Source organism: Pseudobacillus badius, assembly GCF_002189605.1.
In the GTDB taxonomy this organism is placed as follows: domain Bacteria; phylum Bacillota; class Bacilli; order Bacillales; family Domibacillaceae; genus Pseudobacillus; species Pseudobacillus badius.
This window is the reverse complement of record NZ_MWMM01000003.1, coordinates 225230-249674: the sequence shown is the minus strand read 5'-3', so window position 1 is coordinate 249674 and position 24445 is coordinate 225230. Positions and strand designations below refer to the sequence as shown.

The window sequence follows — 24445 nt, the reverse complement described above, 5'->3', positions numbered from 1 at the left end:
TGGCAATGGAAATGGAAGTAAAAGACATACCTCAAAAAAAGGAAACCACTCAATTTCTGACGATTGTGCAGGCAGTAAATGACGGAATGAAAACTTTGCTGGAAACAGACGATACCGTCATGATTCTTGGTGAGGATATCGGAAAAAACGGCGGAGTTTTCCGGGCAACAGAAGGGTTGCAGGAAAAATTCGGAGCTGACCGTGTGATTGATACGCCGCTTGCAGAAGCCGGTATTATCGGTACTTCTGTCGGCCTGGCTGTAAATGGATTTAAGCCGATCGCTGAAATCCAGTTTCTTGGCTTTATTTACCCGGCCTATGAGCAAATCATGACGCATGTATCGCGTATCCGGATGAGAACGATGGGACACTTTAGTGTGCCGATGGTCATTCGTGCCCCATATGGAGCGGGCATTCGCTCGCCGGAAATTCATTCAGACAGTACGGAAACATTATTTACTCACATGCCGGGGATTAAGGTTGTTTGCCCATCCACTCCTTATGATGCAAAAGGACTGCTGATTGCTGCGATGGAAGATCCAGATCCGGTATTGATGCTTGAACCGATGAAAAGCTACCGCGCCAAGCGGGAAGAAGTGCCGACAGGAAAATATACAGTTGAAATCGGCAAAGGCAAAAAAGTGAAAGAAGGAACAGACGTGACATTAATCGCCTGGGGAGCGATGATGACGGTTGTTGAAAAAGCAGCTGAACAGGCAGAGAAAAAAGGCATTAGCTGTGAAATTATTGATTTGCGCACGTTGTACCCGATTGACCGGGAGATCATCGCCGAATCTGTTCAAAAAACAGGAAGAGCCGTGATCGTGCATGAAGCTCAGCTGACAGGCGGGCTCGGCAATGACATTGTTTCCATTATCAACGACACCTCCTTCCTGTATTTGCGGGCGCCAATTGAACGCGTGACAGGCTTTGACGTTCCTGTTCCTTTCTTCGCACTAGAAGAAGACTTTCTTCCGACACCGGCACGTGTCGTCGAAGGAATCGAAAAAGTAGTTCATTTTTAATTTAAACAGTTTCAGGCGCCAGCAGCCTGCATGCCAAACCCTCTTTCACCCGAGAAGTCCGAAACCGGCTTCCCGGGTGAAAGACTATTTGCTTGTTCGCTGCTAAACGGGCGCTTTACGCTTTTATACAAAGGGGGAAGTAATGTGTTAGAAGTAAAGCTGCATGATATTGGAGAAGGAATGACAGAAGGCGAAATTCTTCATTATCTTGTTAAGCCGGGAGATCAGGTAATTGCTGATCAGCCGCTTGTCGAGGTACAGACAGATAAGATGGTAGCAGAGCTTCCATCGCCGGGGGCTGGAACGGTAAAGGAGATCGTGGTGGATACAGGGACAACTGTTCAAGTCGGCACAACGCTGCTCTACATTGAAGGAGCAGGCAGTCAGGCAGCGGCAGCTGAAGAAAAAACAGCAGCTAAGGCAGAAACGGCGCAATTGGCACAACCGGAAGCGAAAGAGCGGAAGCAAGCGTTCATCTCTTCTTTTAACCGTGTGCTTGCTACTCCATATACGCGTAAGATTGCCCGCGATCATAACATTAATATTGAAGATGTCACACCATCTGATCCGTCTGGCCGGGTAACAGAGGAAGATGTTTACCGGTTCTTAAAAGGAGATCAGCAGCCGCAGAAAGAAGCCGCTTCGCCGGAGGCAACGGCTGTTTCCGCGCAACAGACAACACCTGATGAAATCCCGTTCCGCGGCATGCGCAAGCAAATTGCGAAAAAGATGACAAAGTCACTTTTCACTATTCCGCATGTAACCCATTTTGATGAAGTCAATATGACGAACCTGCTGAAGCTGCGCGAAGAATTAAAGGCAGCTGGCGTGTCCGTATCTGTACCGGCCTTTTTTGTTAAAGCTCTGGTCATCGCTTTAAAAGACTTCCCGGTATTCAACGCGGAGCTTGATGAAGAAAATGAAAAGATTTTACTGAAAAAGGATTATCATATCGGCATGGCAGTGGATACCGAAGATGGCCTCATTGTGCCGGTTGTTCACGATGCGGATAAAAAATCGATTCAAACGATCCACGAGGACATTAAGCGTTTGAATGAAAAGGCGCGGGAAGGCAAGTTAAAGCCGGCTGACATTCAGAACAGCACGTTTACCGTCAGCAACGTTGGACCGTTAGGCAGCATTGGTGCTACTCCAATTATTAATCATCCTGAAACAGCATTAATTGCTTTTCATAAAACGAAAAAAGTGCCGCTTGTCAATGAGAATGATGAAATTGTCATTGGTCATGTGATGACCCTGTCAATGTCATTTGACCACCGTGTCGCTGACGGAGCAACCGCTGTAGCGTTCACAAACCGGTTTGCCAGCTTAATTGAGCAGCCGAACAAACTAATGCTGGAGATGATATAAATGGTTGTTGGAGAAATCAGCCAGGAAAGAGACCTGGTTATTATCGGCGGCGGCCCGGGCGGTTACAGTGCAGCCATCCGGGCGGCCCAGCTCGGATTGCCGGTTACACTGATTGAGCAAGCAGACCTGGGCGGTGTTTGCCTCAATAAAGGATGCATTCCGTCGAAGGTATTTACATATGCGGCGAAAAAACAGGCGGAAACAAGCCATATGCAAGAACTGGGACTTCCGGCAGGAGAAGGCACCTTTGATTTGCCCAAGCTGCTTGCTTACAAGTCAAAGGTGACGGAGCAGTTGAGAAAAGGCGTCGAGGCGCTTTGCAAAGCCAATAAAGTAGAAGTTATTAAGGGAAAAGCAGGCTTTACGGCTGAAGACCGCATCGGCGTTGAAAATGGGCATCAGTTTGATATTTATGTATTCAAGCAGGCCATTATTGCCACAGGAAGTTCACCGGTTCTGCCGGAAGGGCTGCCGAAAAAACGGGAGCGGATTCTCCTTTCTCATGAAATCTTTGATTTAGAGGAGATGCCTGAGCATTTAATTGTGTACGGCCATGATTATATTTCGCTCGAAGTCGCTACGAGCTTCCATGCACTAGGTGCCAAAGTAACCATTCTGTTAGAACAGGCAGCGGACTTCCCATTTGAACAGTCGGTCACCAAAGAGTTGAACCGGCTGTTGAAAAAGAAAAAAATTAAAGTAATGAAGGATGCGCTTATTCAATCTGCAGAAGAAGCAGAAGGAGAAGTGCGCATCGGATTCACAGCCGGCGGCAAAGAAGAAGAAATGGCCGCTTCCCATTTATTCGTGGCTGGCAGCCGTCGGCCGAATGTACAAGACCTTGGCTTGAAGCGTTTTGGCATCGAGCAAACGGAAGAAGGATTTGTACGGGTAAACGGGAATATGCAGACGTCTGTTCCTTCGATTTATGCCATTGGCGATGTGACGGAAGGGCCGCTGCTTGCGGTTAAAGCGATCAAGCAAGGAAAAGCGGCAGTGGAAGCGATCGCCGGCGGAAAGCCGGAAGTGGACTTAACATTCTTGCCGACCATTGTGCATTCCCTTCCTCCAATCGCTTCAGCAGGATTAACGGAGCAACAGGCGCGTGAGGTGGGGATGGATCTTCGCACCAGCCAATTTGCTCTCGGAGGAAACGGCTATGCGATGATTACTGGCAAAAAAGATGGCTTTGTTAAAGTAATCTCGGATGCTTCCAACGAAATTGTGGCCGGCATTCATATGATCGGTGAAGGAGCGGTTGAATTATCCAGCACGTTTGTCCAGCTGCTGGAAATGGCCGCTAAGGAAGAGGATATAAAGTTCCCTGCTTACGCGCATCCAAGTTTTAATGAAGGATTGCTGGAAGCTGCAGAAGGGCTCATTGGCCAAGCGATTCACATGGCACCGAAAAAATAAAGAAAAGCGCTGAACGGCTGTTCCTGAAGCAGGGACAGCCGCTTTCTTGTTTTTCATGAAAACAGATGCAAATCAAAGGCATATCTAATAGAATAGAAGAAAAGCTTTTTTACAAGCTAATCCTATGAATAAGGCAGGTATATTATATGAAGACGGCAATTATAACGGACAGCACGAGCTATCTTCCGAAAAAATTGCGTGACCAGTTACATATACATATGATCCCGTTAAGTGTGGTGATCGGACAGGAAACCTACCGGGAAGAAGTGGATGTTAAAGCAGAGGACTTCTATGGCGTGGTGCGCACGGAAGCAAAGCTTCCAACCACGACCCAGCCGCCTATTGGCGAGTTTGTCAAGCTGTATGAACAACTAGTGGAAGAAGGATATGACGCGGCAGTGGGCATTTATTTGTCGAGCGGAATCAGCGGAACGTATCAGACCTCTCTTGCTGCCGGCGGCCTTGTAGACGGATTAACTGTTTATTCGTTCGACTCGGAAATCAGCTGCGCCCCGCAAGGATTCTACGTTCTTCGGGCAGCTGAACTAGCAGCTGAAGGAAAAGCTCCGGATGAGATTATGCAAGAGCTTGAAGCGATGCGTTCATCCATCCGCGCGTACTTTGTAGTGGATGATTTAAATCATTTAAAGCGCGGCGGCCGATTGAGCGGCGCCCAAGCGCTTATTGGCGGACTTTTGCAAGTGAAACCGCTGCTTCACTTTGTTGATAAGATCATTGTTCCATTTGAAAAAATCCGTACGAGCAAAAAAGCGCTGAAGCGGGTAGCTGATTTATTTGCCGAGGATTATGAACGCGGGGAGCCGCTCGAGGGCGTCATCATTCATGCGAACCGGGAGCAGGAAGCCCGCCGCTGGATGGAAGAACTGCAGGAGCGGTTTCCTGATGCGAAGCTGTCTATCAGTTATTTCGGTCCGGTTATCGGCACGCATCTTGGAGAGGGTGCCCTCGGATTTGGCTGGGTGAAAAGACAAGACTAATTGGCTCAGCTAATCAAACCGTCGGCGTACCTGCTGTACCCCTTTATTAATCAATCGTTCTATTGGGATCAAATAAACCAGCTGGAGGATGGAGAGAAATGGCGTCATGTTTGATGTTTCGTCTCTAGGTGCATTTATAGCAGTAGTTATGGGACTGTTCCTTATTCCGGGGCCTGCTGTGTTTTTGACAATCACCCGGACAGCACAAGGCGGACGAAAGGCAGGAATCCTGGCGGGCGCTGGAATTGCTACTGGTGATTTTATTCATACGTTGTGTGCAGCTGTAGGACTTTCCGCTATATTGATGACGTCTGCGCTTGCCTTCAATATAGTAAAGTTCGCGGGAGCGGCGTACTTGCTCTATATGGGAATTCGGGCCGTTCTAGAGAAAAGCTCTGGCTCCGGCACGGCTGATATCGCCCCGGCTTCCGTGTTCAGTGTATACGGCCAGGCGATTGTCGCCGAGGTGCTGAATCCGAAAACGGCTCTTTTCTTTTTGGCATTTTTGCCGCAGTTTGTTCATCCGGAGCGGGGAGCTGTACTGCTTCAATTTCTCGTTCTTGGGCTGATCTTTGTAGCAATGAGTATTATGTACACTACGTTAATTGCGGTAGGCATTCGGCCGCTCGGTAAATTGGTTAAGCGAATTTCCTGGATTGGCCGCTGGAACGGAAAGATTATTGGATCTATTTATATTGCACTTGGCTTAAAAGTTGCCTTGCAAAGGCAATAAAAAGCTCTCCCCAAAAGTGAGGGAGAGCTTCGGGCTGTAGACAAACTCAATGAAAATTAGAGTTTGTCTATAGCCTTTTTATTTTGTATGCGGATAGGACCAGTTGATTCCCATTCCAGGCGCTTCGCTTTCCGCGGGGCGGCGGCGAGCCTCCTCGGCGTCCAAGCGCCTGCGGGGTCTCGCCTGTCCCGCAGCTCCCGCAGGAGTCTGCGCGCCTTTCATTGCAATCAACAGAGTGCCTAAAAAGAGGATCACCGTATAGATGCAGCTGTTTGAAAATGGAATCATCCTGCTGTTATCAAACGGCTGAATGAAACATTAGCAATCTCTTTTGTTTATTCTGCGAGTAAATCCAGTTCGTCTTTTGGCAGCTCATCCAGGTTCAGTTTTTCGTCTGGGTGTTTGGAGCTGGCAGAAGAGGCTTTGACAATGTCACCGAATCCTTGCTGTTCAAGAAGCATGACAATTTGCGACTTAATAGGAATGTTATTGTTAACAAGATATTGCGCTTTTGACCGAATCATTTTATCAAAGACCGGGCTGCGCGCCATGCCGTTTTCTTCAAAAGCATTTTGTGAAAGCAGCAAGTCCATTAATGTCAGCCAGTCGTAGTCATTGCCGGTAAACTGCAGCTTGCCGTCTACTTGGTACCATAAATCCCCGTTTGAGCGAATCCAGCGAGGATACAGATTTTCAATGCCAGCTTGAAGCTCGCGGGCTGTTTTTAGATAAGCCGGATTTTTTGTTTGTTTGTATGTTTCTAGCAAAAATCTCATTTCCCCTAGTGCATGGTTAAGAGATACATGTGTTTTCTGGCTGCCTGCTGCATAATAGTCAGCAATCAAGTGGCTGGTCGGCGTCACTTGAATGACATTGCCAATCTCTTTCTGCTGAACAAGGAAATCGGCATAGCGGAGGTTGGACTCCGACAGTTGCGGAATAGATAAGCTTTCGGAAGCATTTTTCAAGAACAGAGCCGCATTTTCATTATGGCGTGTGTCGACATAAGGAGCGGTTGTGCCATAAGATTTCTTCAGCCAGGTGCTCGTGTATTCTGTTTTGAAAATCGGTGTTTTGCCCGCGGCAATGGCACCGCCGGAAAAGACATCAAGATCAGCGATTGCATTGACGACGAGGTCTTCAAAATAGCGTTCTTTGTTGCCTTTGTAAGCACTCAAGTAAACGCCGCCCTGCAATCGGCCAATATTGCGGCCATATCCCATTTGGTAGCTAGGTTCAATAGACCATGGCAGCTTTGTATAGGCTCCATCGGCTGTTAACCAGTTGTTAATGGAGGTGTATTCTTTAATCGTCCGCTCAAACCATTCGTCACGGTTGGAAGAATTTGCGAACAGGCGTTTATTGGACAGCAATACCCAGTTTTCTGAGATAGCTTTCCCTTTAACTGACATATTTACGTGAGCAGTAACGAGATTGCGCCCAGTATCTGTATATACTTTATAGCTCTCGTATTCATTAAGCAGCTCGCGGATCACAGACAGCTGGCCGTTAGCATATTTCGTTTGGCGGTGCAGAGAAATATAGTTTTTGCCGATCATCATTTCATTCGTCACTGTGCTGCCTGCTTTTGCTGACAGAATGCCCACTGGATGAGAGGTTTTGTCGGTTCCGAATGTGTCATTGTGCTTTTGATCGACTTGGCCGAAAGCCGAATATTTAGCCAAGGAATAGGCATTTGATTGCTGGAAAGGCACAATGACGGAAGCGGAGTAGGTGTTATCGCCGTTATGAATGAATTTTGTAAAAATAAAGACGTCGCCGTTATCCAGTTTTCTGAGCGTCACCCGCAATGAACCAAGGGGCTTGGAGGCATTGCCCATGTGGTAATAATAATGATAGTCAGTGGATCGAATGTGCTTATCTGTGGTGCGCTTATTGTATGTAAGAGGCACTCCCTGTGTGTTCATTCGCACTTTAATGTACTGATAATCATTCACTGGAACAACGACTTCAGAGGAATCAGCCGGTTCAGGGATTGAAACGGGTCCTTTATCCTCTGAGAACAGATCGAGCTTTTCCATTAAGCGATAAACAAAGACAGCTGATTCGCCGCGTGTCGCAATTTTCTTTGGAAAAAAGTAATTATCTGCCGTTCCCTTAATCAGTCCGTAATGGGTCATCCGCTGCACGGACTCGTAAGCGTAGCGCGTGATTTCCGCTTTGTCTTTATAAGTGAGCGTTGCTTTAGTCGGATAATCGCCTTTCAGCTGCATCGCCCGGTCTAGCATGACAGATACATCCGAACGTGTAACCAGCTGGTCAGCAAGCGCATAGCCATCCGCATTTCCTAAAAGCAAGCCGGCTTTTTTTGCTGCCGCAATATCCTTATATAAATTACTGCCGGGAGGTACATCTTTAAAAGCAGAATCCCCAGGCGGCAAGTCCAGTGCCCGAACTAAAAATGCAATAAATTGTCCTCTCGTTACCTGGGCGTTTGGCCGGAACGTTCCGTCATGATAGCCGTTAATGACACCGGCATCGACAAGCGCCTGAATTTCTTTCGCAGCCCAATGGCTCTTCGCATCATCGAACACTTGGGCAGACGCTTGGACCGTCCACGTTAAAAACAGCACGCACACGATCAGACTCGCTAGTAATTTTCTCATAATTTCCCCTTTCTCAATGGCGTTTAACCTTCGATATTATATCATATTGGCAGTCTATTATCATAGGAGACTATTGGAAAGTCTTAACCTTCCATTTATTATATATGATTTCTTGTGTGAAAAGGAAAAATCCCCGCATCAAAAGGAAATCATATATAATAGAAGAAACTCAGATATGAAAGGAGATGAAATGATGGTTTTTCCCCTTGCTTCCTTTCTTTCCGGCCGGCTTCTTCTGGAAGAAGAAATCCCCTTTTCGCTTCCTGACTCTCCTGCTATTCAAAAGCTCCCTGGTCTTTCAAAGAGAAATTCCCGTTTGTATTGTGAACGCTGCGGCAACAATGAAAAAGAGCAGTTTGCGCTGTTTCCCTGTGCCCGCTGCCAAACCGAATGCCTCTATTGCCGCCATTGTTTAATGATGGGGCGCATTTCAGGTTGTTCCCGCCTGGTTTACTGGACGGGTGCCGAACCTCCTTATGAAGGGGAGGGCATCCTTCATTGGAAAGGCAGTCTATCAGAGGGACAGGAACGTGCTTCACAGGCTGTGACTCAAGCAATCCGTGAAAACGGAGAGCAGCTTATTTGGGCGGTGTGCGGAGCGGGGAAGACAGAGGTGCTTTTTCGCGGAATCGAAGCTGCTCTTTTGGCGAACAAGCGAGTTTGTATCGCCACGCCGCGGACGGACGTTGTTTTAGAGCTTGCTCCGCGCCTGCAGCATGTCTTTCCCGGTACAAAAGTTGCCGCATTGTACGGTGGCAGTCCCGATCGTCATCTTTACAGCCAGCTTGTTGTCTCTACTACCCACCAACTCTTCCGTTTCTTCCGAGCATTTGACGTCATGATTGTGGATGAAGTCGATGCCTTCCCTTATTCCTGTGATCCTTCTTTGCAATTCGCTGTCCAAAAAGCCCGCAAGCCCGATTCTGCTCTTATCTACTTAACGGCCACTCCGAATGAGAGATGGCAAAAGGATTGTCTTCATGGAAAAAAAGCATTTGTGAAAATCCCTGCCCGTTTTCATCGCCAGCCTTTGCCTGTCCCTCAATTCAGCTGGATTGGCAATTGGAAGGGGACGGTGAAGAAAGGCCGGTTGCCCGCCAATATCAAAAGTTGGGCCGTCCAGCGCCTGCAAGTGAATAAGCAATCCCTGCTGTTCTTTCCGCATATTGAATGGATGCAGCAAGCCCTCCCGCTGTTTCAGCAGCTTGATTCTTCCATTGCTGCTGTGCATGCAGAAGATCCTCAAAGAAAAGCAAAGGTGGCATTCATGCGCGATCAAAAGATCCCTTTGCTGCTGTCGACAACGATTTTAGAGCGAGGGGTTACTTTTCCGAATATTGATGTGGCCGTTATTGGCACGGAAGATGAGGTATTTACCGAAAGTGCGCTTGTGCAAATCGCCGGCCGGGCTGGCAGAAGTGCCGATTTTCCTGATGGAGAGGTTCGCTTTTTCCATTACGGCAAAACGAGAGCTGCTGTAAAAGCCATCGCTCACATTCGCCAGATGAACAAAGAGGGACTCGAAAAGGGGTGGCTGGACAGATGAGCAGCTGCCTTTTATGCGGGGAATCAGCGAATGGACGTTTAGGGTGGCGGACATTTTTTTTGCTCGAGGCGCCGCCATCCATTTGTGAAGCATGCCGCCGGCGATTTGAACCAATTATCGGCGAACGCTGCCGAGCCTGTTCCCGTCCGCTGGCAACGCTCGATCCTGCTTTTATTCGTGAGGATCGCTGTCTGGATTGCTGCCGCTGGGAGGACGATTCTCTTTATAAGGGCGTACTTGCCGGGAACTATTCCCTTTATACGTATAACGAAGCGATGAAAGACTTCATTGCCCGTTTCAAGTATCGCGGTGACTATATACTTGCCCAAGTATTTGCTGGTGAAATAAAGAAAGCAGCCAAGCAGCTGCCGCATGATATCGCTGTCGCCATCCCGCTCAGTCAAGAACGCCTGATGGAACGCGGGTTTAATCAGGCAGAAGCGCTTGCGCAAGCCGCCGGTCTGGATATTGAGGATGTGCTTCAGCGGGTGCACGGGGAAAAACAGTCGAAAAAGTCGCGGTCAGAACGTCTTGAGGCTGCCAATGTTTTTGGAGTAAAAGAAAAATCCTCCATTTGTCATAAAAAAGTTCTAATCATTGACGATATATATACTACAGGCTCTACTCTCAGACAGGCCGCCTATCTGTTAAAGCAGGCCGGAGCAGCGGAAGTGCGGGCACTCACGCTTGCCAGAGGGCAGGGAACCTGAGAGATCGTTGGAGGTATCAATTATGGGGGAAATCATCAATTGCTCGCGCTGCGGCGAGCTTTACATGGAAAATGCATTTCGCGATGTCTGTGCAAAATGCGCAAAAGAAGAAGAGCACATGTATGAAGAAGTCTATCAATTTTTGCGCAAACGGGAAAACCGGGCTGCTACGCTTCAGCGGGTCGTTGAAGTAACAGGAGTCCCTGAAACGCTCATTCACAAATGGGTGAAAAAAGGCCGCCTCCATGCAGCCCATTTTCCGAACCTTGGCTATCCATGTGACCGCTGCGGCGCACTGATTCATAAAGGAAAAGTGTGCAGAGCATGCACGGACGATATCGAAGGAGAACTTGTCCAAATCCAGCGTGAAGAAGCATTTGAAGCGAAAAAGCAGGAGCATCTGAAACAGACAACCTACTATGCGGCGAATAAAAGAAGATAAAAACAGGGATAGTAAAAATGTCCCGATTGTCTTTTTTGAGCGGCAGGAGATACCACAGCAAATTGATAAAAACCGCCTATGAATCCGCTGTTAACTTTTTTTCCGAAAAACCGATATAATGGATAATCAAATGAGACAATCGGAAAAAAAGAAAGAGAGGGATCGACAGCCGTGAAAATTAACCAACCCGGCGTGCAAGGCATCAATCCGTACCAGAAGCAATTAAACAAAACACAAGGGGCGAAAAAAGCGGCCGCCGCACCAACGGATAAGCTGGAAATCTCTTCAGCGGCGAAAGGCATGCAGGAAGTGTCTAAAATGGCAAAGGAACGAATGGAAAAGATCGCAAGCCTGAAACAGCAGATTGCTAAAGGCGAATACCAGCCGCAACCGGAGAAAATCGCTGAGGGCATTGTGAAGTTTTATAAGAAATAATCAAGCGGAGTGCCGAACGCACCGCAGGAAAGCAGAGGGAATCGATATGTCTGCAGGAAAATTGATTGACACACTAGATAAAATGAACCGCCTGCATGGAATGCTGCTGGCGCTCTGTGAGAAAAAAACCGATATTATTAAGCGAAATGATATGGACGGGCTGGACCAGCTTTTGAAAGATGAGCAAAAGTACACGGCGGCTATTCAGACATTAGAAGCCGAACGCGTACGGGAAGCGGAAAAGGTGACTGGCAAGGCAGAAGCAACGATTGCAGACTGCATCGAAGCCGCGAAAGGAACGGAAAAAGAGCGGCTCACTGAACTGCAGGCCAGCCTGCTCGACCGCTTAGAGCAGCTGAAAGAGTGGAATGACTTAAATCAAAAGCTGATTTACCAATCGCTGCAGTTTGTCAGCATGAGTATGAGCATGCTTCATCCGCAGCCGGCCCAAGCGACGTACACGCACCCAGCCAAAAACGGCGGGCAGCCATCAAAGCGTTCTATGTTTGATTCGCAAGTGTAATAGACAAAGATATATTCAGGCAGAACCAGCTGCTTGCTGGCAGCCTGGCAGGGCGATGCCCTCTTTTTTTTGAACAAAACAAAGATAAAGAAACGGAGGAACAGTGATGCGTTCCACTTTTCATGGATTAGAAGTCGCCAAGCGCGGCATGTTCACCCAGCAAACCGCCATTAGCGTAACCGGGCATAATATTTCCAATGCCAATACGCCGGGATACACCCGCCAGCGCGTGAATTTTCAATCAACACAGCCTTATCCATCACCCGGCATGAACCGCCCGCAAATCCCTGGCCAAATGGGAACGGGAGTCGAAGCCGGCTCTATTCAGCGCGTGCGGGAAAGCTTTTTAGACGACCAATTCCGCGGAGAAAACAACAAGCTCGGCTATTGGCAAACGAAGTCCTCCGCCGTAAGCAAAATGGAAGACATTTTAAACGAGCCAAGCAAAAACGGCCTATCCGCCGTTATGGGTCAATTCTGGCAATCGCTTCAGGACTTGAGCACCAACCCGGAAAATGAAGGCGCCCGCTCCGTCGTATTGCAACGGGCGAAAGCGATCGCTGATACTTTTCATTATTTGCATAATTCGATTTCAGCTATTCAGAATGACCTTGGCAACCAAATTAGCGTCACTGTCAAAGAAGTGAACTCGATTCTGAAGCAAATCAGCAGCATCAATCAGCAAATTAGCGAGATTGAGCCGCACGGCTACTTGCCGAACGATTTATACGATGCCCGCGATCAATTAGTCGACCAGCTGTCGCAATATATGAATATTAAGGTGGAAAAAGTTGAAACCGGCGGGAATGCCCAGAAGATTGCAGAAGGAACGTATAAGATTTCTTTAGTCAATACGGATGGCAGTGAAGTGCCGCTCATAGATGGTGATCAATTTAACCAAATCGGTGTCGAAGGCGGAACGGATAGTGACAAGGATGGCATTTTAGATCAGCCAGCAGGTGCACTGACTAACTTCAAGATAGTAACGCCTGGCACCCCTCCAACAGATGTGGCATCCGTTGGCATCGGCTCATTCTCCCAAGGGAAATTAAAGGCATTAGGAGAATCGTACGGCTACACAGAGGGAGGCGTTACGAAAGGTCTCTATCCGGAAATGCTCGCAAACTTAGACAAGCTGGCAAAGGATTTTGTGGAGGCTTTCAATGATCAGCATAAACTGGGGAAAGACTTCGACGGCAAGGACGGTGTTGATTTCTTCACAGGAACAGATGCGGCAACGATCAGTGTCGCAATCACTGAAACTTCTAAAATAGCGGCTTCTGCAAATGGCGATAAAGGCAATGGCTCCAATGCCCTGAAGCTAGCTGATGTGCAAATGAGCACAGTCGTAAAACCATATGAAGGAATTATTGGCGCGCTTGGAGTAGAAGGGTCGGAGGCGAGACGGATGACGAAGAACAGCGCGATCCTGGCGCAATCCGTAGAAACGAACCGCCAGTCGATCAGCTCGGTTTCTCTTGATGAAGAGATGACCGATTTAATCCGCTTCCAGCACGCCTACAATGCGGCCGCGCGAAATATTACCGTCGTCGATGAGATGCTGGATAAAATTATTAACGGTATGGGCACCGTTGGAAGATAAGGCAGGTGAATAAAGGATGCGCGTAACACAATCAATGCTTTCTAATAATATGTTGAAAAACTTGTCCAGCAGCTATGACCGCCTTGGCGTGCTGCAGGAGCAGATGAACACTCAAAAGAAAATTACCCGGCCATCCGATGACCCGGTTGTTGCCATGAAAGGAATGACCTACCGGACGTCGGTTACGGAAATCGAGCAATTTAAGCGCAATTTCTCAGAGGCATACAACTGGGCGGAGAACTCTGACGCTGCTTTAGATAATGCGACTAAGGCATTGCACCGGATAAGAGAGCTGACCGTGCAGGCAAGCAACGACACGTATGAAGCCGGCCAGCGTGAAACGGTTATGCAGGAGATCAAGCAGTTGAAAGACCATCTGTTTGACCTTGTGAATACGAAGTTCGGGGATAAATATTTGTTTAACGGGACAGATACGACTACTCCTCCAGCTCAAAAGGACAGCAATGGAAAGGTGACGATCGCCAATAACAACCAGCCGGTTGAACTTGAGCTGTCAAAAGGGATTAAGATGCAGGTGAACGTTAATCCGTCACAAGCGTTTTCTCTTGGTGCTCCAGGTACACCGGGAGAAGGGCTGTTTCAAGACATTGATGATTTGATTAATAAATTGGAGGACGACCAGTCATCAGGCGCTGATATTAACGGATTTCTGGCTAAGATTGATACTCACATGAATAATATTACCAATGCCCGCGCCGATCTTGGCGCCCGCTTAAATCGGATTGAATTAATGGAAGATCGGGTAGATGAACAGGAAGTCATTGCCAAACGCATTATGTCCGAGAATGAAGACATTGATGTAGAAAAGGTGATTACTGATTTGAAAACCCAGGAAGCTGTTCACCGGGCCGCCCTCAGCATTGGCGCCCGCATTATCCAGCCGACATTGATGGACTTTTTAAGATAATCGGATTTTTTACTGCCAGGCTTCTCTTTGATTTGTCTATAAGGCTGACACATGGAGCGGCCTGGCCTCTTTATAGAACGTGAGGTGATGACGATGCAATTCCCGCAAATCCGCATGACGTCTCAGCATGCCCAAATTGAACTTGACATTCAGCAGCCTGTTCAGTCGATTGAACAGCCGCAAGCGGAGCTGGATCTCCAGCAGCCGCCGGCAGAACTCACCATTGAAACAAAGCCGTCAAAGCTCACAATCGACCAGACAAAGGCACGGGAGGATATGGATTTAAAAAGTATCGCGAAAAGAATCGAAGAATTCGCTCAGCTTGGTTACCAGGACTGGTTAGAAGGACTGGCACGGGCAGCGGGTGAAGGCGACGAACTGATGATGATTGAAAACGGCGGCGATCCGATTCCAGAACAGGCGCAGCGCAATAGCGAAGGGACGGAGCTGGAATTTAATATCGGCTATATTCCGTCTGCAGGAAGCGTAGCGATTGATTTTCAGCCGGCTCACGTACAGATTGATGTAAAAACAAATCCGGTCATTAACAATACGAGACCGCAAAAGCCGATCCACCACTATCAGCCAGGGAAGGTTCATGTCTCCATGAAGCAGTACCCGTCTGTTAATATTGACTTTGTGCATTTAAAATATAAAGGCATCAATTACGAGCAGGAAATTTAAGTAAAGGAACGTGGAAAAGATGATCATCGAAACGAAATACCATGGCCAGGTGGAAGTGAACGAGGAAGCAATTTGGACATTCAAGCAGGGGATTCCGGGATTTGCAGATGAAAAAAGCTTTACATTGCTCTCTTTTCCTGATAATGACTTGTTTTTTGTACTCCAATCGACAAAGACACCAGCTCTGGGGTTTATCATTGCCAGCCCGTTCGCTTTTTTTCCTGACTATGATATTGTTCTGGATGCAGGAACCGTTGAAGCCCTTGAATTAGATCAAGCGGAAGAAGCCGCTATCTATACCATTTTGACGATTAGGGAGCCATTTAGCGAATCGACTGCCAACCTTCAGGCACCTATTGTCGTGAATGCAAAAAATAAAAGAGCGAAGCAAGCCATTTTAAATGACAACCGCTACCAGACCCGTCATACGATTATGCCGGCAGGCGCCGTAAAGGAGTGATGGGATCATGTTAGTCCTTACAAGGAAAACAGGAGAAGCCATTCAAATCGGGGATGACATTGAAATCACTGTGGTCAGTGTCAAAGGAGACCAAGTCAAACTAGGCATCAACGCTCCGAAGCATATCGATATTCACCGGAAAGAAGTCTACTTGACGATTCGGGAAGAAAACGAACAAGCTTCAGCCGAGGTGAAAAATATTTTTGATATTCTCGGCAAAGTGAATAAGCAGTAAGGAAGAACTTCGATGACAAGAAGTTCTTTTTTATTTTTTTGCAAAAAAATAATCCAAAACCTATTAAACTTTTTCCGCTCCCTCCGATATTAAAGATGTAGCGGGGAACAAGGGCGGCCGACCTCGACGCTCCGCTGCCTAACTAACGTTCACACGGACGTGAACGACCTATTCAAGGAGGAAAAGAACAATGAGAATTAATCACAACATTGCGGCGTTGAACACGTACCGCCAATTAAGCAGTGCCAACAGCGCACAATCTAAATCTATGGAGAAATTATCTTCTGGCCTTCGTATTAACCGTGCTGGAGATGACGCAGCAGGCCTTGCGATCTCTGAAAAAATGCGTGGACAAATCCGCGGTTTAGACATGGCTTCTAAAAACAGCCAAGACGCGATCAGCCTTATCCAAACGGCAGAAGGCGCTCTTAACGAAACTCATGACATTCTTCAACGTATGCGCGAGCTAGCTGTACAAGCTGCGAATGATACGAACACAACTTCTGACCGTGAAGAAATTCAAAAAGAAATCAACCAAATGACATCTGAAATCAACCGTATCGGTAATACTACTGAGTTTAACACTCAGAAGCTTTTGAACGGTGATAAAGCAGCGACATATACTTCAAAATCAAAGATTGAATTTGATTTGACTGGTATGACAGCTGGAACTACTAAAGTCATGGGCTTGGATGTAGCGTTTGATACAGATGAAGGCACAACTGCCGGAAATATCAAAACTGCTATTGAAGCGGATGCAGCATTAAAAGACAAGTATACTGTCACTGTTGCGGGTAACAAAGTAACTATCGAAACAAAAGAAAATGGACCATCTACTGGTATGACTGCAGATCTTGCTGGAGCTACTGGCATCACTTCTTCAGCAGTTACAACAACTGAAGGAACAAAAGATGACAGCGGAGTTCTTAGCTTCCAAATCGGTGCGAACGAAAACCAAAGTCTATCTCTTGAAATTAATGACATGAGAGCAGTAGCTCTAGGTATTTCAACTGCAGATCCAGCAGCGGATGCTAAATTAGCTGTAACTGATGGTACAAGCAGTGCAACAACTGAACAAGCTCTTAGCGTTTTAACACATGCTGATGCTGCAGCAACTGTAACAAAAATTCAATCAGCAATCGATAAAGTTTCTGCTGAACGTTCTAAACTTGGTGCGAACCAAAACCGTCTAGAACATACTATTAACAACCTAGGTACATCTTCTGAAAACTTAACTGCTGCGGAATCTCGTGTCCGTGACGTAGATTATGCTTTAGCTGCGTAAGCAGCAACAAGCACAGTCGTCCTGACTGGTAACGGTCAGCGATTATGATCGGGTGAATTGCTGGAAACCCCTTAGAGCTTTTCTTGCCACAACGCAGTTGGAAACGACAGGCGTGAGGGTTTGAAAAAAGAAAAGATTGGGCAATCAGCAGCCAAGCTCCTGTGAGGAAACTCTGGAGAAGGTTCAACGACTAGGATAAACCATCTAAGGCGCAAGCTATGATGATGAAATCCATAGGTGAAGCAATGGTTATCAGCATTGTGAATCCGAAGTGCCCGACCCCTACTAGAATAATAGAGGGTGAAGATATAGTCTGGTCATTTGTGAAAGCAAATGTTCGCACGATGGCGAAAGAAATGATGAACCAAACGAAGAACTCTATTCTTGCGCAAGCAGCGCAAGCAATGTTGGCTCAATCGAATCAACTGCCTCAAGGCGTATTACAACTCTTGAGATAATTGATGAGAAGGGCGTCCAGTTTGGCAACGAACTGGAGTATAACTGGGTGAATTGCTGGAACTTCCTAAAGCTTCATCAACCACAACGTAACTGGAAACGGTCAGCGTGATGGTTTGAAAATGCTGAAGATGCAACAATGGATAATCAGCAGCCAAGCTCCTGTGAGGAAACTCTGGAGAAGGTTCAACGACTAGAGAATACGGTCTAAGGCAAAGCTATGACTATGAATCTCGTAGGGCAGCACATGCTGTTCGAAGTGCCCAGCTCCATGAAAAACGTGGATGAAGATATAGTCTATTCTGTAGTCGAAAGATACAGTCGCAAAGCAAGCGAACCAACAACCACAAGGAGTTCTACAACTTCTTCGTTAATTTTATTAGAAAATCCGGTTCTCCGTTCCTGGAGAATCGGATTTTTTTATGAGCAAATAAATAGCCTTATTTACAAAGAATCATTCGATCCCCAAGGTACATTAACTGGTTTTTTAGAATTGAAAGGCACTTCACACGTTGTTTATTATCAACGCAAAGCCGCTTCTATCAGAGAAGCGGCTTCATCTTTATCTAGAAAACAGACCCAGTACTTCACTTACCGATTGGTTTACGTGCGAAACGATGATTTTGTCGCTGTTTTGGCGGATGGTCAAGCTGAGATTGCTTGCTATTTCTTTGGCCATATCGGTGTCTGCCACCATAGATAGGGAGGAAGTTAAGTTTGATTCGTTGACTAGAGTATTCGTCATATGATGTTCGATGGCTTCTTGATAAGAGCCGATTTTCGTTAAGTTGCCGGTCGTTTGCTGGATGGCTTGATCCAGTCTTGAGATCAGTTCTCCCGCATCTTTCTGTGTGAGCAGGGAGACGCCTTCTAGGTTTAGAGCCTTTGTGCTTGTATCCATCAAATCAATGCTGATTTGCTGTCCTGGATTGGCGCCGACCATCAGCAGCAGCGGGGCGTTTTCACCTAATATTTTTTTTGTATTGAATTCCAGCTTGCTGGCCGTGTCGTTGATAGCTTCCATCAGCTGATTGAGTTCTTCTTGGCTCGCTTCCCGATCCGTTGCGGTCATTGTTTCATTGGCATTCATGACGGCCAATTCACGTCCGCGCTGCAACAGAGCGTTCACATTATTAAGCCCTTCATTCGCCGCCTGCAAGACAGAGAGACCGTCCTGCATATTGCGCTGGGCTTGGGATAGTCCTCTGACTTGAGCGCGCATCGTTTCTGCTACAGCCAAGCCGGCAGCGTTGTCGCTTGCTTGGCGAATCGCTAAACCGGAGGATAATTTGTTCATTGATTTTTCCATTAGCTTTTCATTTTTCTGATAACGTGTCACGGAAAAAGCAACCATTGCCTGATTATGAATTTTCATTTTCTCACCTCTTTTCACATACAATGGATTTCCATTATTTATATCGGATTATTTTTTTGATTATTGATTTAACAGGCGCAATTTTGCTGGAAAAAAACCGATAAAAAGGAAGAAAGGCAGGGAGAAAGATGAAAGGACGTCAGCAGATTCTTCGCCGGTACCAGCAGGTTAGTGTTCTGACCGCTTCTGCAGAACAGCTGATTATTGCCCTCATAGAGGAAGCTCTATCCTCTATTCATACCGCCCGGCAGGCGATGGAGAAAGAAGAGGTCGCCGAACAAAACCAACATTTGCAGAGGGCACAGGAGTGTGTGCTCCAAGTGATACCGTTTATAGAAGCGGGGAAGGAGCAAGGACAAGCTCTTATTGCTGTTTATGATTATTTAAATCGGCAGCTGGTTAAGGCGAATATGGCTAATGATAGGTCTGCATTGGAGGAGATAGCAGACTTTCTGGGTAAGCAGAAAGAAGATTGGCAGCTGGCGTTGCACCGCCGCCGGAAGAAGCATACCGAGGATTTCATTTAAAAACACAGCAGGAGGACCCTGCTGTGTTTTTAAATTTTGATATCGATAAACTGTGAAAACGGCGAAGGCTGCTGCAGTTCACGGATTCTTTTTGCCGGGTCTGATACAACGTCTTGAATTTTTTCGTTGACTGCTTGTTCTGCAATTTGTTTGCTGATCATCACAAATTGTGATACTGGCCCTTCTCCGATACCGCCGATAACACCCATAACAGTTCGTTCCTCCCTATATTTACAAAAATGTTAGATACTTCACTTTTGTGTCTTTTGTCCTAAATTATAAACCATATATTTTCCAAAGAAAAGTTTTTTACCTTTAATATTTATAATAATAGGCATAAATTCCTTGATTATCTGTAAGGCTCTATTTAATTGTTATAGAATGACCCAGTGAACACTTGCAGAATAAAGTTGGTTTACGATACAGATTTATCCCAGTGCGAGGCCAGTATGGAAGCTGTTTAACTCGTTCGTAAGCTGTGTTCATAAATGCGCACATCGGAGCTTCCATGGATTAGTTGTATGGAATAAAGCTAGCCATCTGCTAAGTTAGCAGATGGCTAGCTTCATAATCTCAAGACGTCACTTTTCCTTTGCAAAGAGTTCTGTCAAATTATTAATGACATAATCGGGTTGGATGCCCGTGCGTTTGATATCGTTTGGATGGGATGCGCCGGTTAGTACGAGGCAGGTCGGTAGGCCATGCTCTTTTCCCATTAAGATATCTGTTTCCAAGCGGTCGCCTACGATTAAGCATCGGTTCTTTGGGAAGTTTAAGCGTTCTTGGACTTTATTAATGTAATAGGCAGAGGGCTTGCCAATGATTTGGTCAATAGGTTGACCGGCAGCGACTTCAATAGCTTTGGCAATCGCCAATGTGTCCGCAATGTATCCTCCAGGAACTGGACAAACAGGATCAGGATTGGTGACGACTAGCTTGGCACCATTGCGAATGGCGGTCATCGCCTGATTTAGCTTGTCATATGTGAAGGTCCGGTCTAATCCAACTAGCACATGGGTAGCGTGCAAGGGATCGCCTGTCACTTTTAATGGATAACGGCTGAATTCGTCGGTAATGGCTTGTTCTCCGATAATAAAAACAGATGCATCGGGATAGTTTTCTTGAAAATAGACAGCCGATAACGAGGAAGCCGTAATGATTTCGTCCAGTTCCGCAGCTACTCCTAGTGAAGAGAGAAGCCTTTGGCAGTCTGCTCTCGTATGCGTAGGGGCATTGGTAATAAATAAAATTTTTTTATGAGTTTTTCTTAACAGATGGATTGTTTCTTGTACGCCGGGCAGAAGCTGCTTTCCGACATAGATCGTTCCATCCAGATCAAAGCAGTAGGCTCCGAAGTCGTCAATATGTATCATGTTTCACTCCCGGATTGGTTGGGACCTCTCTTCTTAAAAGGTCTTTGCTTTCTCTTAACTTTTCTAATGGTGTGTTCGGAGCGTATTCAAGGATCAACTCACATTGCGGAGCATATTCGTTAATAGCGGCAAAAACTGGCTTCCATTCGATCGTTCCTTCCCCGATGGACAGGTGGTCATCGCCAGTTCCATCATTGTCATGGATATGTAAAGCAAGCAGCCGCTCCCGTGTTTCTTTGACCAGTCGTGGAATATCCCATTTGTTTAAATGGGCGTGCCCTGTATCGATTAAAAATCCGGCAGCTTCATCTATGCCATCAAGGAAGCTTGTATATTCCTCTTGGGTAAAAAGAGAGCTTCCATTGTAGCCGACATTTTCAATCGCAAGCTTCACGTTGAGGGGCTTAGCGATTTGGCATAAGTGATGAATCGAATCGGCGGCACGTTGCTGGGCTGTTTGCTTATTAAACACTGGTGAAAAGCAAAAGCCGGGATGAATCACGACATGGCTGGCTCCAATCAAGCCGGCAAATTGAATCGCTTTTTTATATTCAGAAAAAGCTGTTTCTCGCGTTGCTCGATTTTCGCTCGTTAAGTTAATGTCCCATGCCGGCGGGTGGATCGTATAGCGAACAGGAAGAGACTTCAATCTTGGAGCAAGTTCTAAGAATAAATCTTCCATTTGCTCCCACTTAGGTCCATCCATTAATAACTCAATTTTATCTGCCCCGTAGTTGATTAATTCATCGATAGTATCAAAGAGGCCATGTGATAATACAGCTAAGTCAGAATAACAAATCTTTTTTTGCATGATTGCTCACTCTCCATTATTTAATGATTTTGGATAGCCGATCGAATCGGTTGTCTGCTGGTTAAACATATGAATTTTGTCTGCTCTCGGTTTTATATAGACTGTTTCATGTGGCAGCCACCTTTTTGATTCGCTCATAGCGATCCATTCGTTTCCTTCAATATCCATGTAAACTCCGTAATGATTGCCATGATTTTCAACAAATTTAATCTGGCCTTTTAAGCTGTTTGGGGTCGGTATTTTTGATAGATCGATATGTTCTGGCCTAATGCCGAATGCAAGGTCTTTTTCACCGGTCTGCTGGATGTGCTGGCTCCATTCCGGACTTAATTTCAATGTTTGGCTGCTAAAGCGGATACTGTCTGGCTGTACATCTACATTGAAAACATTCATCGGCGGTGATCCGATAAATGTCGCTGTAAAAATATTTGCCGGCCGGTGATAGACGTTATCGGGTGTATCAACCATCTGCAGTTTCCCTTTGTACATTAAAGCAATCCGGTCAGCTACAGTCATGGCTTCTACTTGATCATGGGTTACATAAACGAGTGTTTGTTTATACATTTCATGGATTTTCACTAATTCTTTTCGCGCAGCTACTCGTAATTGGGCATCTAAATTTGATAATGGTTCATCCAGCAAAAAGTAATCGCCTTGTTTGACCACAGCTCTGGCAAGGGCTACTCTCTGCCTTTGTCCGCCTGATAAATCTTTTGGCAAGCGGTTCTTATATTCCTTCAGCTGCAGCATGTCTAAAGCAGCTTCTGTCCGCCGTTTAATTTCATCTGCCGGTACCTTCTGCACTCTCAAGCCGTACGTAATATTATCAATGACATTCATATGAGGATATAACGCATAATTTTGAAACACCATGGCGACATTTCGCTTGCCGCTTGGAAGGTGATTGACTTTTTGATGATCCATGTATATAGCACCTGAGGACACATCTTCCAGCCCGGCAATCATGCGCAAAGTGGTGGATTTGCCGCAGCCGGAGGGGCCAAGAAGGATGAGGCGTTCTCCTTTCTGAATGGTTAAGTTAAGATCTGTCACTACCTCCGTCTTGCCATAGGACTTGTATACGTGTTCAAATCGAATTTCCTTCATAATTATCCCGCCTTTACTTAATTCCTGAAGAAGCAAATGTCCCGATGATGTACTTTTGAAACAGTAGATAGAGAGTTAAAGGGATGATCATCGTAATGACCGCTACTGCCATCGCGACAGTAAAGTTCGTTCCGCCCTCTGAACTGATATACATTTGCAGAGCCAGCGGCAACGTATAATGATCAACTGTTTTCAAAATAAGCACAGGCCATACATATTCATTCCACGATAAAATAAAGAACCAAATGCCTGTAGAGGTGACTGCCGGCTTTACCAGCGGCAGCACAATGTCTTTCATAATGCGCGGATGTCCCAAATTATCTAATCGTGCTACCTCGACTAAGGATATAGGGATCGTTTTCATAGATTGCCGAAGCAGCAAGATTCCTACGGCATCAGCTAGCTGCGGGAGAATGACGCCCCATACGCTGTCTGCCAGTCCAAGGTCGGAGATCATTAAATAGTTGGGAATCATGGTAACGGAAAAAGGAATAAAAATAGTGCTGATTAACAGGAAGTACAGCATATTTTTGCCTTTAAAATCAAAGAACACAAACGCATAGGCCGCCAAAAAAGAAGTAAACACTTTAAATAAAGTAACAGTGGCTGCGATGATAAACGTATTCGAGACAATCTTTACTACATTTAAGCTGTTAAAGAATGTTTCATAGTTTTCTAAAGTCGGCTGTGTCGGAATGAAATTTAAGGCGTTGTTGTATGCGTCTTCTAATGGTTTAAAAGAAATCCCAACCGCAAAGATAATCGGGAAAGTCAGAATAATAATTATTCCTATAAAAATCATATGCCAAGGTATCGATACGGAACGGTTAGTTTTCATAATGGATACCTCTTTCCACAAACTTAAATTCTAAAATAAGCAAAAGAATAAAAATCGCCATCGTTAAGATGGATAAGGCAGCAGAATGGCCTGTTCGGTATAGAACAAATGCTTCATGGTAGGCATGATAAATGGCATTGGAGCTAGCATAATTCGGCCCGCCCTGGGTGATTACCTTAATCGGCGTAAAGACATATTGAAGCCCTTGAACGATCGTGATGATGAAAACATAAATACCTGTCGCGCTGCTCATCGGGAGTACGAGATGAAAGAATATTTTCCATAAAGGCACTCCGTCTAAACGAGCTGCTTCAATCACTTCCCGGGCGATGCCATTCACGGAAGCATAAAGAACGATAAAGTTATAACCAAATACTTTCCATGAAGTAATTAGACTCAATACGACAATGACCCAGCCATCCAGCTTGCTCCAAATCGGCATGTCTATTCCGAACCAGCCAAGAATAATGGCTGCTGGTCCTGATACCGGGTTTAACAGCCAGGTGAATAAGATAGAGCCGACTACCAAGGAAATAACAGAAGGCAAAAAGATAGCACCTTTATAGAGGTGGTTGAACCGCTTGAGTACAATATCAAGCACAAAAGCCAAAATATATGGGATTATTAAGTTAATGATTAATAGTAAGCCGATATACAATAGCGTATTTCCAAAAACTTTATATGTAGTTGGGTCGGTTAGCACCTCTTTATAGTTTTGAAGACCGACAAACTCCTTCGTTGGCTTGACCATATTCCAATCAAAAAAGCTTAGGTAGATGGTGTACATAAATGGCCAAAACATAAATAAGATAAAAATAATCAAGGAAGGAATAAGTAAGCCGTAAGCTTTCCAGTGATCTGTTGTGAATTTTATTTTTGCAGGTTTTGCTGCTTGCATGTATGGTCCTCCCGCAGTTACTAAGTCCCCGCAGCTGTT

Annotated in this window: 26 protein-coding genes; 18 read left to right on the top strand and 8 right to left on the bottom strand. The window is 45.9% G+C overall.

Going from position 1 to position 24445, the window contains the following annotated elements:
- The first annotated feature begins 5 nt into the window (after positions 1-5).
- From B1A98_RS07510 to B1A98_RS07490, 5 genes are all read left to right on the top strand, one after another.
- Positions 6-1025: an alpha-ketoacid dehydrogenase subunit beta gene (locus B1A98_RS07510; RefSeq protein ID WP_041113851.1), complete on the top strand. Its 1020-nt coding sequence runs from the start codon at positions 6-8 to the stop codon at positions 1023-1025.
- 144 nt (positions 1026-1169) lie between these two features.
- On the top strand, positions 1170-2396 hold the full coding sequence (locus B1A98_RS07505) for a dihydrolipoamide acetyltransferase family protein (protein WP_063384665.1): 1227 nt from the start codon (positions 1170-1172) through the stop codon (positions 2394-2396).
- Positions 2397-3812 carry a dihydrolipoyl dehydrogenase gene (lpdA, locus tag B1A98_RS07500; protein WP_063384666.1) on the top strand — a complete coding sequence of 472 codons (1416 nt, stop codon included), beginning with the start codon at positions 2397-2399 and terminating at the stop codon, positions 3810-3812.
- A 146-nt stretch (positions 3813-3958) separates the two neighbouring features.
- Positions 3959-4810: a DegV family protein gene (locus B1A98_RS07495; RefSeq protein WP_063384667.1), complete on the top strand. Its 852-nt coding sequence runs from the start codon at positions 3959-3961 to the stop codon at positions 4808-4810.
- Positions 4811-4916: 106 nt separating this feature from the next.
- A complete protein-coding gene (locus B1A98_RS07490) occupies positions 4917-5543 on the top strand; it encodes a LysE family translocator (protein WP_063384869.1) in 627 nt (208 codons plus the stop codon).
- Between the two features lie 335 nt (positions 5544-5878).
- Here the strand turns inward: B1A98_RS07490 and B1A98_RS07480 are convergent, their stop codons facing one another.
- Positions 5879-8170, bottom strand: coding sequence for an S-layer homology domain-containing protein (locus B1A98_RS07480; protein ID WP_063384669.1), 2292 nt, complete (start codon positions 8168-8170; stop codon positions 5879-5881).
- A gap of 175 nt (positions 8171-8345) precedes the next feature.
- Here B1A98_RS07480 and B1A98_RS07475 point away from each other — a divergent pair, with 175 nt between their 5' ends.
- The 12 genes from B1A98_RS07475 (at position 8346) to B1A98_RS21000 (ending at position 17479) form a co-directional block, all read left to right on the top strand.
- A complete protein-coding gene (locus B1A98_RS07475) occupies positions 8346-9716 on the top strand; it encodes an ATP-dependent helicase ComFA (RefSeq protein ID WP_241536572.1) in 1371 nt (456 codons plus the stop codon).
- Complete coding sequence (locus B1A98_RS07470; RefSeq protein ID WP_063384670.1) at positions 9713-10426, top strand: ComF family protein; 714 nt, start codon at positions 9713-9715, stop codon at positions 10424-10426. Before B1A98_RS07475 ends, B1A98_RS07470 begins: the two co-directional genes overlap by 4 nt.
- A gap of 22 nt (positions 10427-10448) precedes the next feature.
- Positions 10449-10868, top strand: coding sequence for a TIGR03826 family flagellar region protein (locus B1A98_RS07465; RefSeq protein WP_041095043.1), 420 nt, complete (start codon positions 10449-10451; stop codon positions 10866-10868).
- Between the two features lie 171 nt (positions 10869-11039).
- Complete coding sequence (gene flgM / locus B1A98_RS07460; protein ID WP_063384671.1) at positions 11040-11303, top strand: flagellar biosynthesis anti-sigma factor FlgM; 264 nt, start codon at positions 11040-11042, stop codon at positions 11301-11303.
- A 46-nt stretch (positions 11304-11349) separates the two neighbouring features.
- Positions 11350-11826 (top strand): flagellar protein FlgN, encoded by a 477-nt coding sequence (locus B1A98_RS07455; protein ID WP_063384672.1) that lies wholly within the window; start codon positions 11350-11352, stop codon positions 11824-11826.
- 106 nt (positions 11827-11932) lie between these two features.
- Positions 11933-13429, top strand: a complete 1497-nt coding sequence (gene flgK, locus B1A98_RS07450; protein ID WP_063384673.1) for a flagellar hook-associated protein FlgK — start codon at positions 11933-11935, stop codon at positions 13427-13429.
- A 16-nt stretch (positions 13430-13445) separates the two neighbouring features.
- Positions 13446-14357, top strand: coding sequence for a flagellar hook-associated protein FlgL (flgL, locus tag B1A98_RS07445; protein WP_063384674.1), 912 nt, complete (start codon positions 13446-13448; stop codon positions 14355-14357).
- Positions 14358-14408: 51 nt separating this feature from the next.
- Complete coding sequence (locus B1A98_RS07440) at positions 14409-15041, top strand: DUF6470 family protein (protein ID WP_231867545.1); 633 nt, start codon at positions 14409-14411, stop codon at positions 15039-15041.
- A 19-nt stretch (positions 15042-15060) separates the two neighbouring features.
- Positions 15061-15501 carry a flagellar assembly protein FliW gene (gene fliW, locus B1A98_RS07435; protein ID WP_063384675.1) on the top strand — a complete coding sequence of 147 codons (441 nt, stop codon included), beginning with the start codon at positions 15061-15063 and terminating at the stop codon, positions 15499-15501.
- A 7-nt stretch (positions 15502-15508) separates the two neighbouring features.
- Positions 15509-15736, top strand: coding sequence for a carbon storage regulator CsrA (gene csrA / locus B1A98_RS07430; RefSeq protein ID WP_063384676.1), 228 nt, complete (start codon positions 15509-15511; stop codon positions 15734-15736).
- A gap of 190 nt (positions 15737-15926) precedes the next feature.
- Positions 15927-17021: a flagellin N-terminal helical domain-containing protein gene (locus tag B1A98_RS07425; protein ID WP_063384677.1), complete on the top strand. Its 1095-nt coding sequence runs from the start codon at positions 15927-15929 to the stop codon at positions 17019-17021.
- A gap of 218 nt (positions 17022-17239) precedes the next feature.
- Positions 17240-17479, top strand: coding sequence for a flagellin (locus B1A98_RS21000; RefSeq protein WP_370511057.1), 240 nt, complete (start codon positions 17240-17242; stop codon positions 17477-17479).
- A gap of 560 nt (positions 17480-18039) precedes the next feature.
- On the opposite strand, the gene B1A98_RS07415 is transcribed toward B1A98_RS21000, so the two are convergent.
- Entirely contained in the window at positions 18040-18852 is an 813-nt protein-coding gene (locus B1A98_RS07415) for a flagellin N-terminal helical domain-containing protein (RefSeq protein WP_041113731.1), read from the bottom strand.
- A 128-nt stretch (positions 18853-18980) separates the two neighbouring features.
- On the opposite strand from B1A98_RS07415, the gene fliS reads away from it, so the two are divergent.
- Positions 18981-19379: a flagellar export chaperone FliS gene (gene fliS, locus B1A98_RS07410; protein ID WP_063384678.1), complete on the top strand. Its 399-nt coding sequence runs from the start codon at positions 18981-18983 to the stop codon at positions 19377-19379.
- Between the two features lie 29 nt (positions 19380-19408).
- Here fliS and B1A98_RS07405 read toward each other — a convergent pair whose 3' ends face one another.
- The 6 genes from B1A98_RS07405 to B1A98_RS07380 all read right to left on the bottom strand — a co-directional run bounded on the left by B1A98_RS07405 (position 19409) and on the right by B1A98_RS07380 (position 24406).
- Positions 19409-19588 carry a hypothetical protein gene (locus tag B1A98_RS07405; protein WP_041095022.1) on the bottom strand — a complete coding sequence of 60 codons (180 nt, stop codon included), beginning with the start codon at positions 19586-19588 and terminating at the stop codon, positions 19409-19411.
- Positions 19589-19960: 372 nt separating this feature from the next.
- Positions 19961-20752, bottom strand: coding sequence for an HAD-IIA family hydrolase (locus B1A98_RS07400; protein ID WP_063384679.1), 792 nt, complete (start codon positions 20750-20752; stop codon positions 19961-19963).
- Positions 20739-21563 (bottom strand): sugar phosphate isomerase/epimerase family protein, encoded by an 825-nt coding sequence (locus B1A98_RS07395; protein ID WP_063384680.1) that lies wholly within the window; start codon positions 21561-21563, stop codon positions 20739-20741. Before B1A98_RS07395 ends, B1A98_RS07400 begins: the two co-directional genes overlap by 14 nt.
- A 6-nt stretch (positions 21564-21569) precedes the next feature.
- Complete coding sequence (locus tag B1A98_RS07390) at positions 21570-22670, bottom strand: ABC transporter ATP-binding protein (protein WP_063384681.1); 1101 nt, start codon at positions 22668-22670, stop codon at positions 21570-21572.
- Between the two features lie 13 nt (positions 22671-22683).
- The gene (locus tag B1A98_RS07385; protein WP_063384682.1) at positions 22684-23508 is read right to left on the bottom strand and encodes a carbohydrate ABC transporter permease; all 825 of its coding nucleotides are present in this window, start codon (positions 23506-23508) and stop codon (positions 22684-22686) included.
- Positions 23498-24406 (bottom strand): carbohydrate ABC transporter permease, encoded by a 909-nt coding sequence (locus tag B1A98_RS07380; protein WP_063384683.1) that lies wholly within the window; start codon positions 24404-24406, stop codon positions 23498-23500. The genes B1A98_RS07385 and B1A98_RS07380 overlap by 11 nt, the downstream gene beginning before the upstream one ends.
- Between the last annotated feature and the right edge of the window lie 39 nt (positions 24407-24445).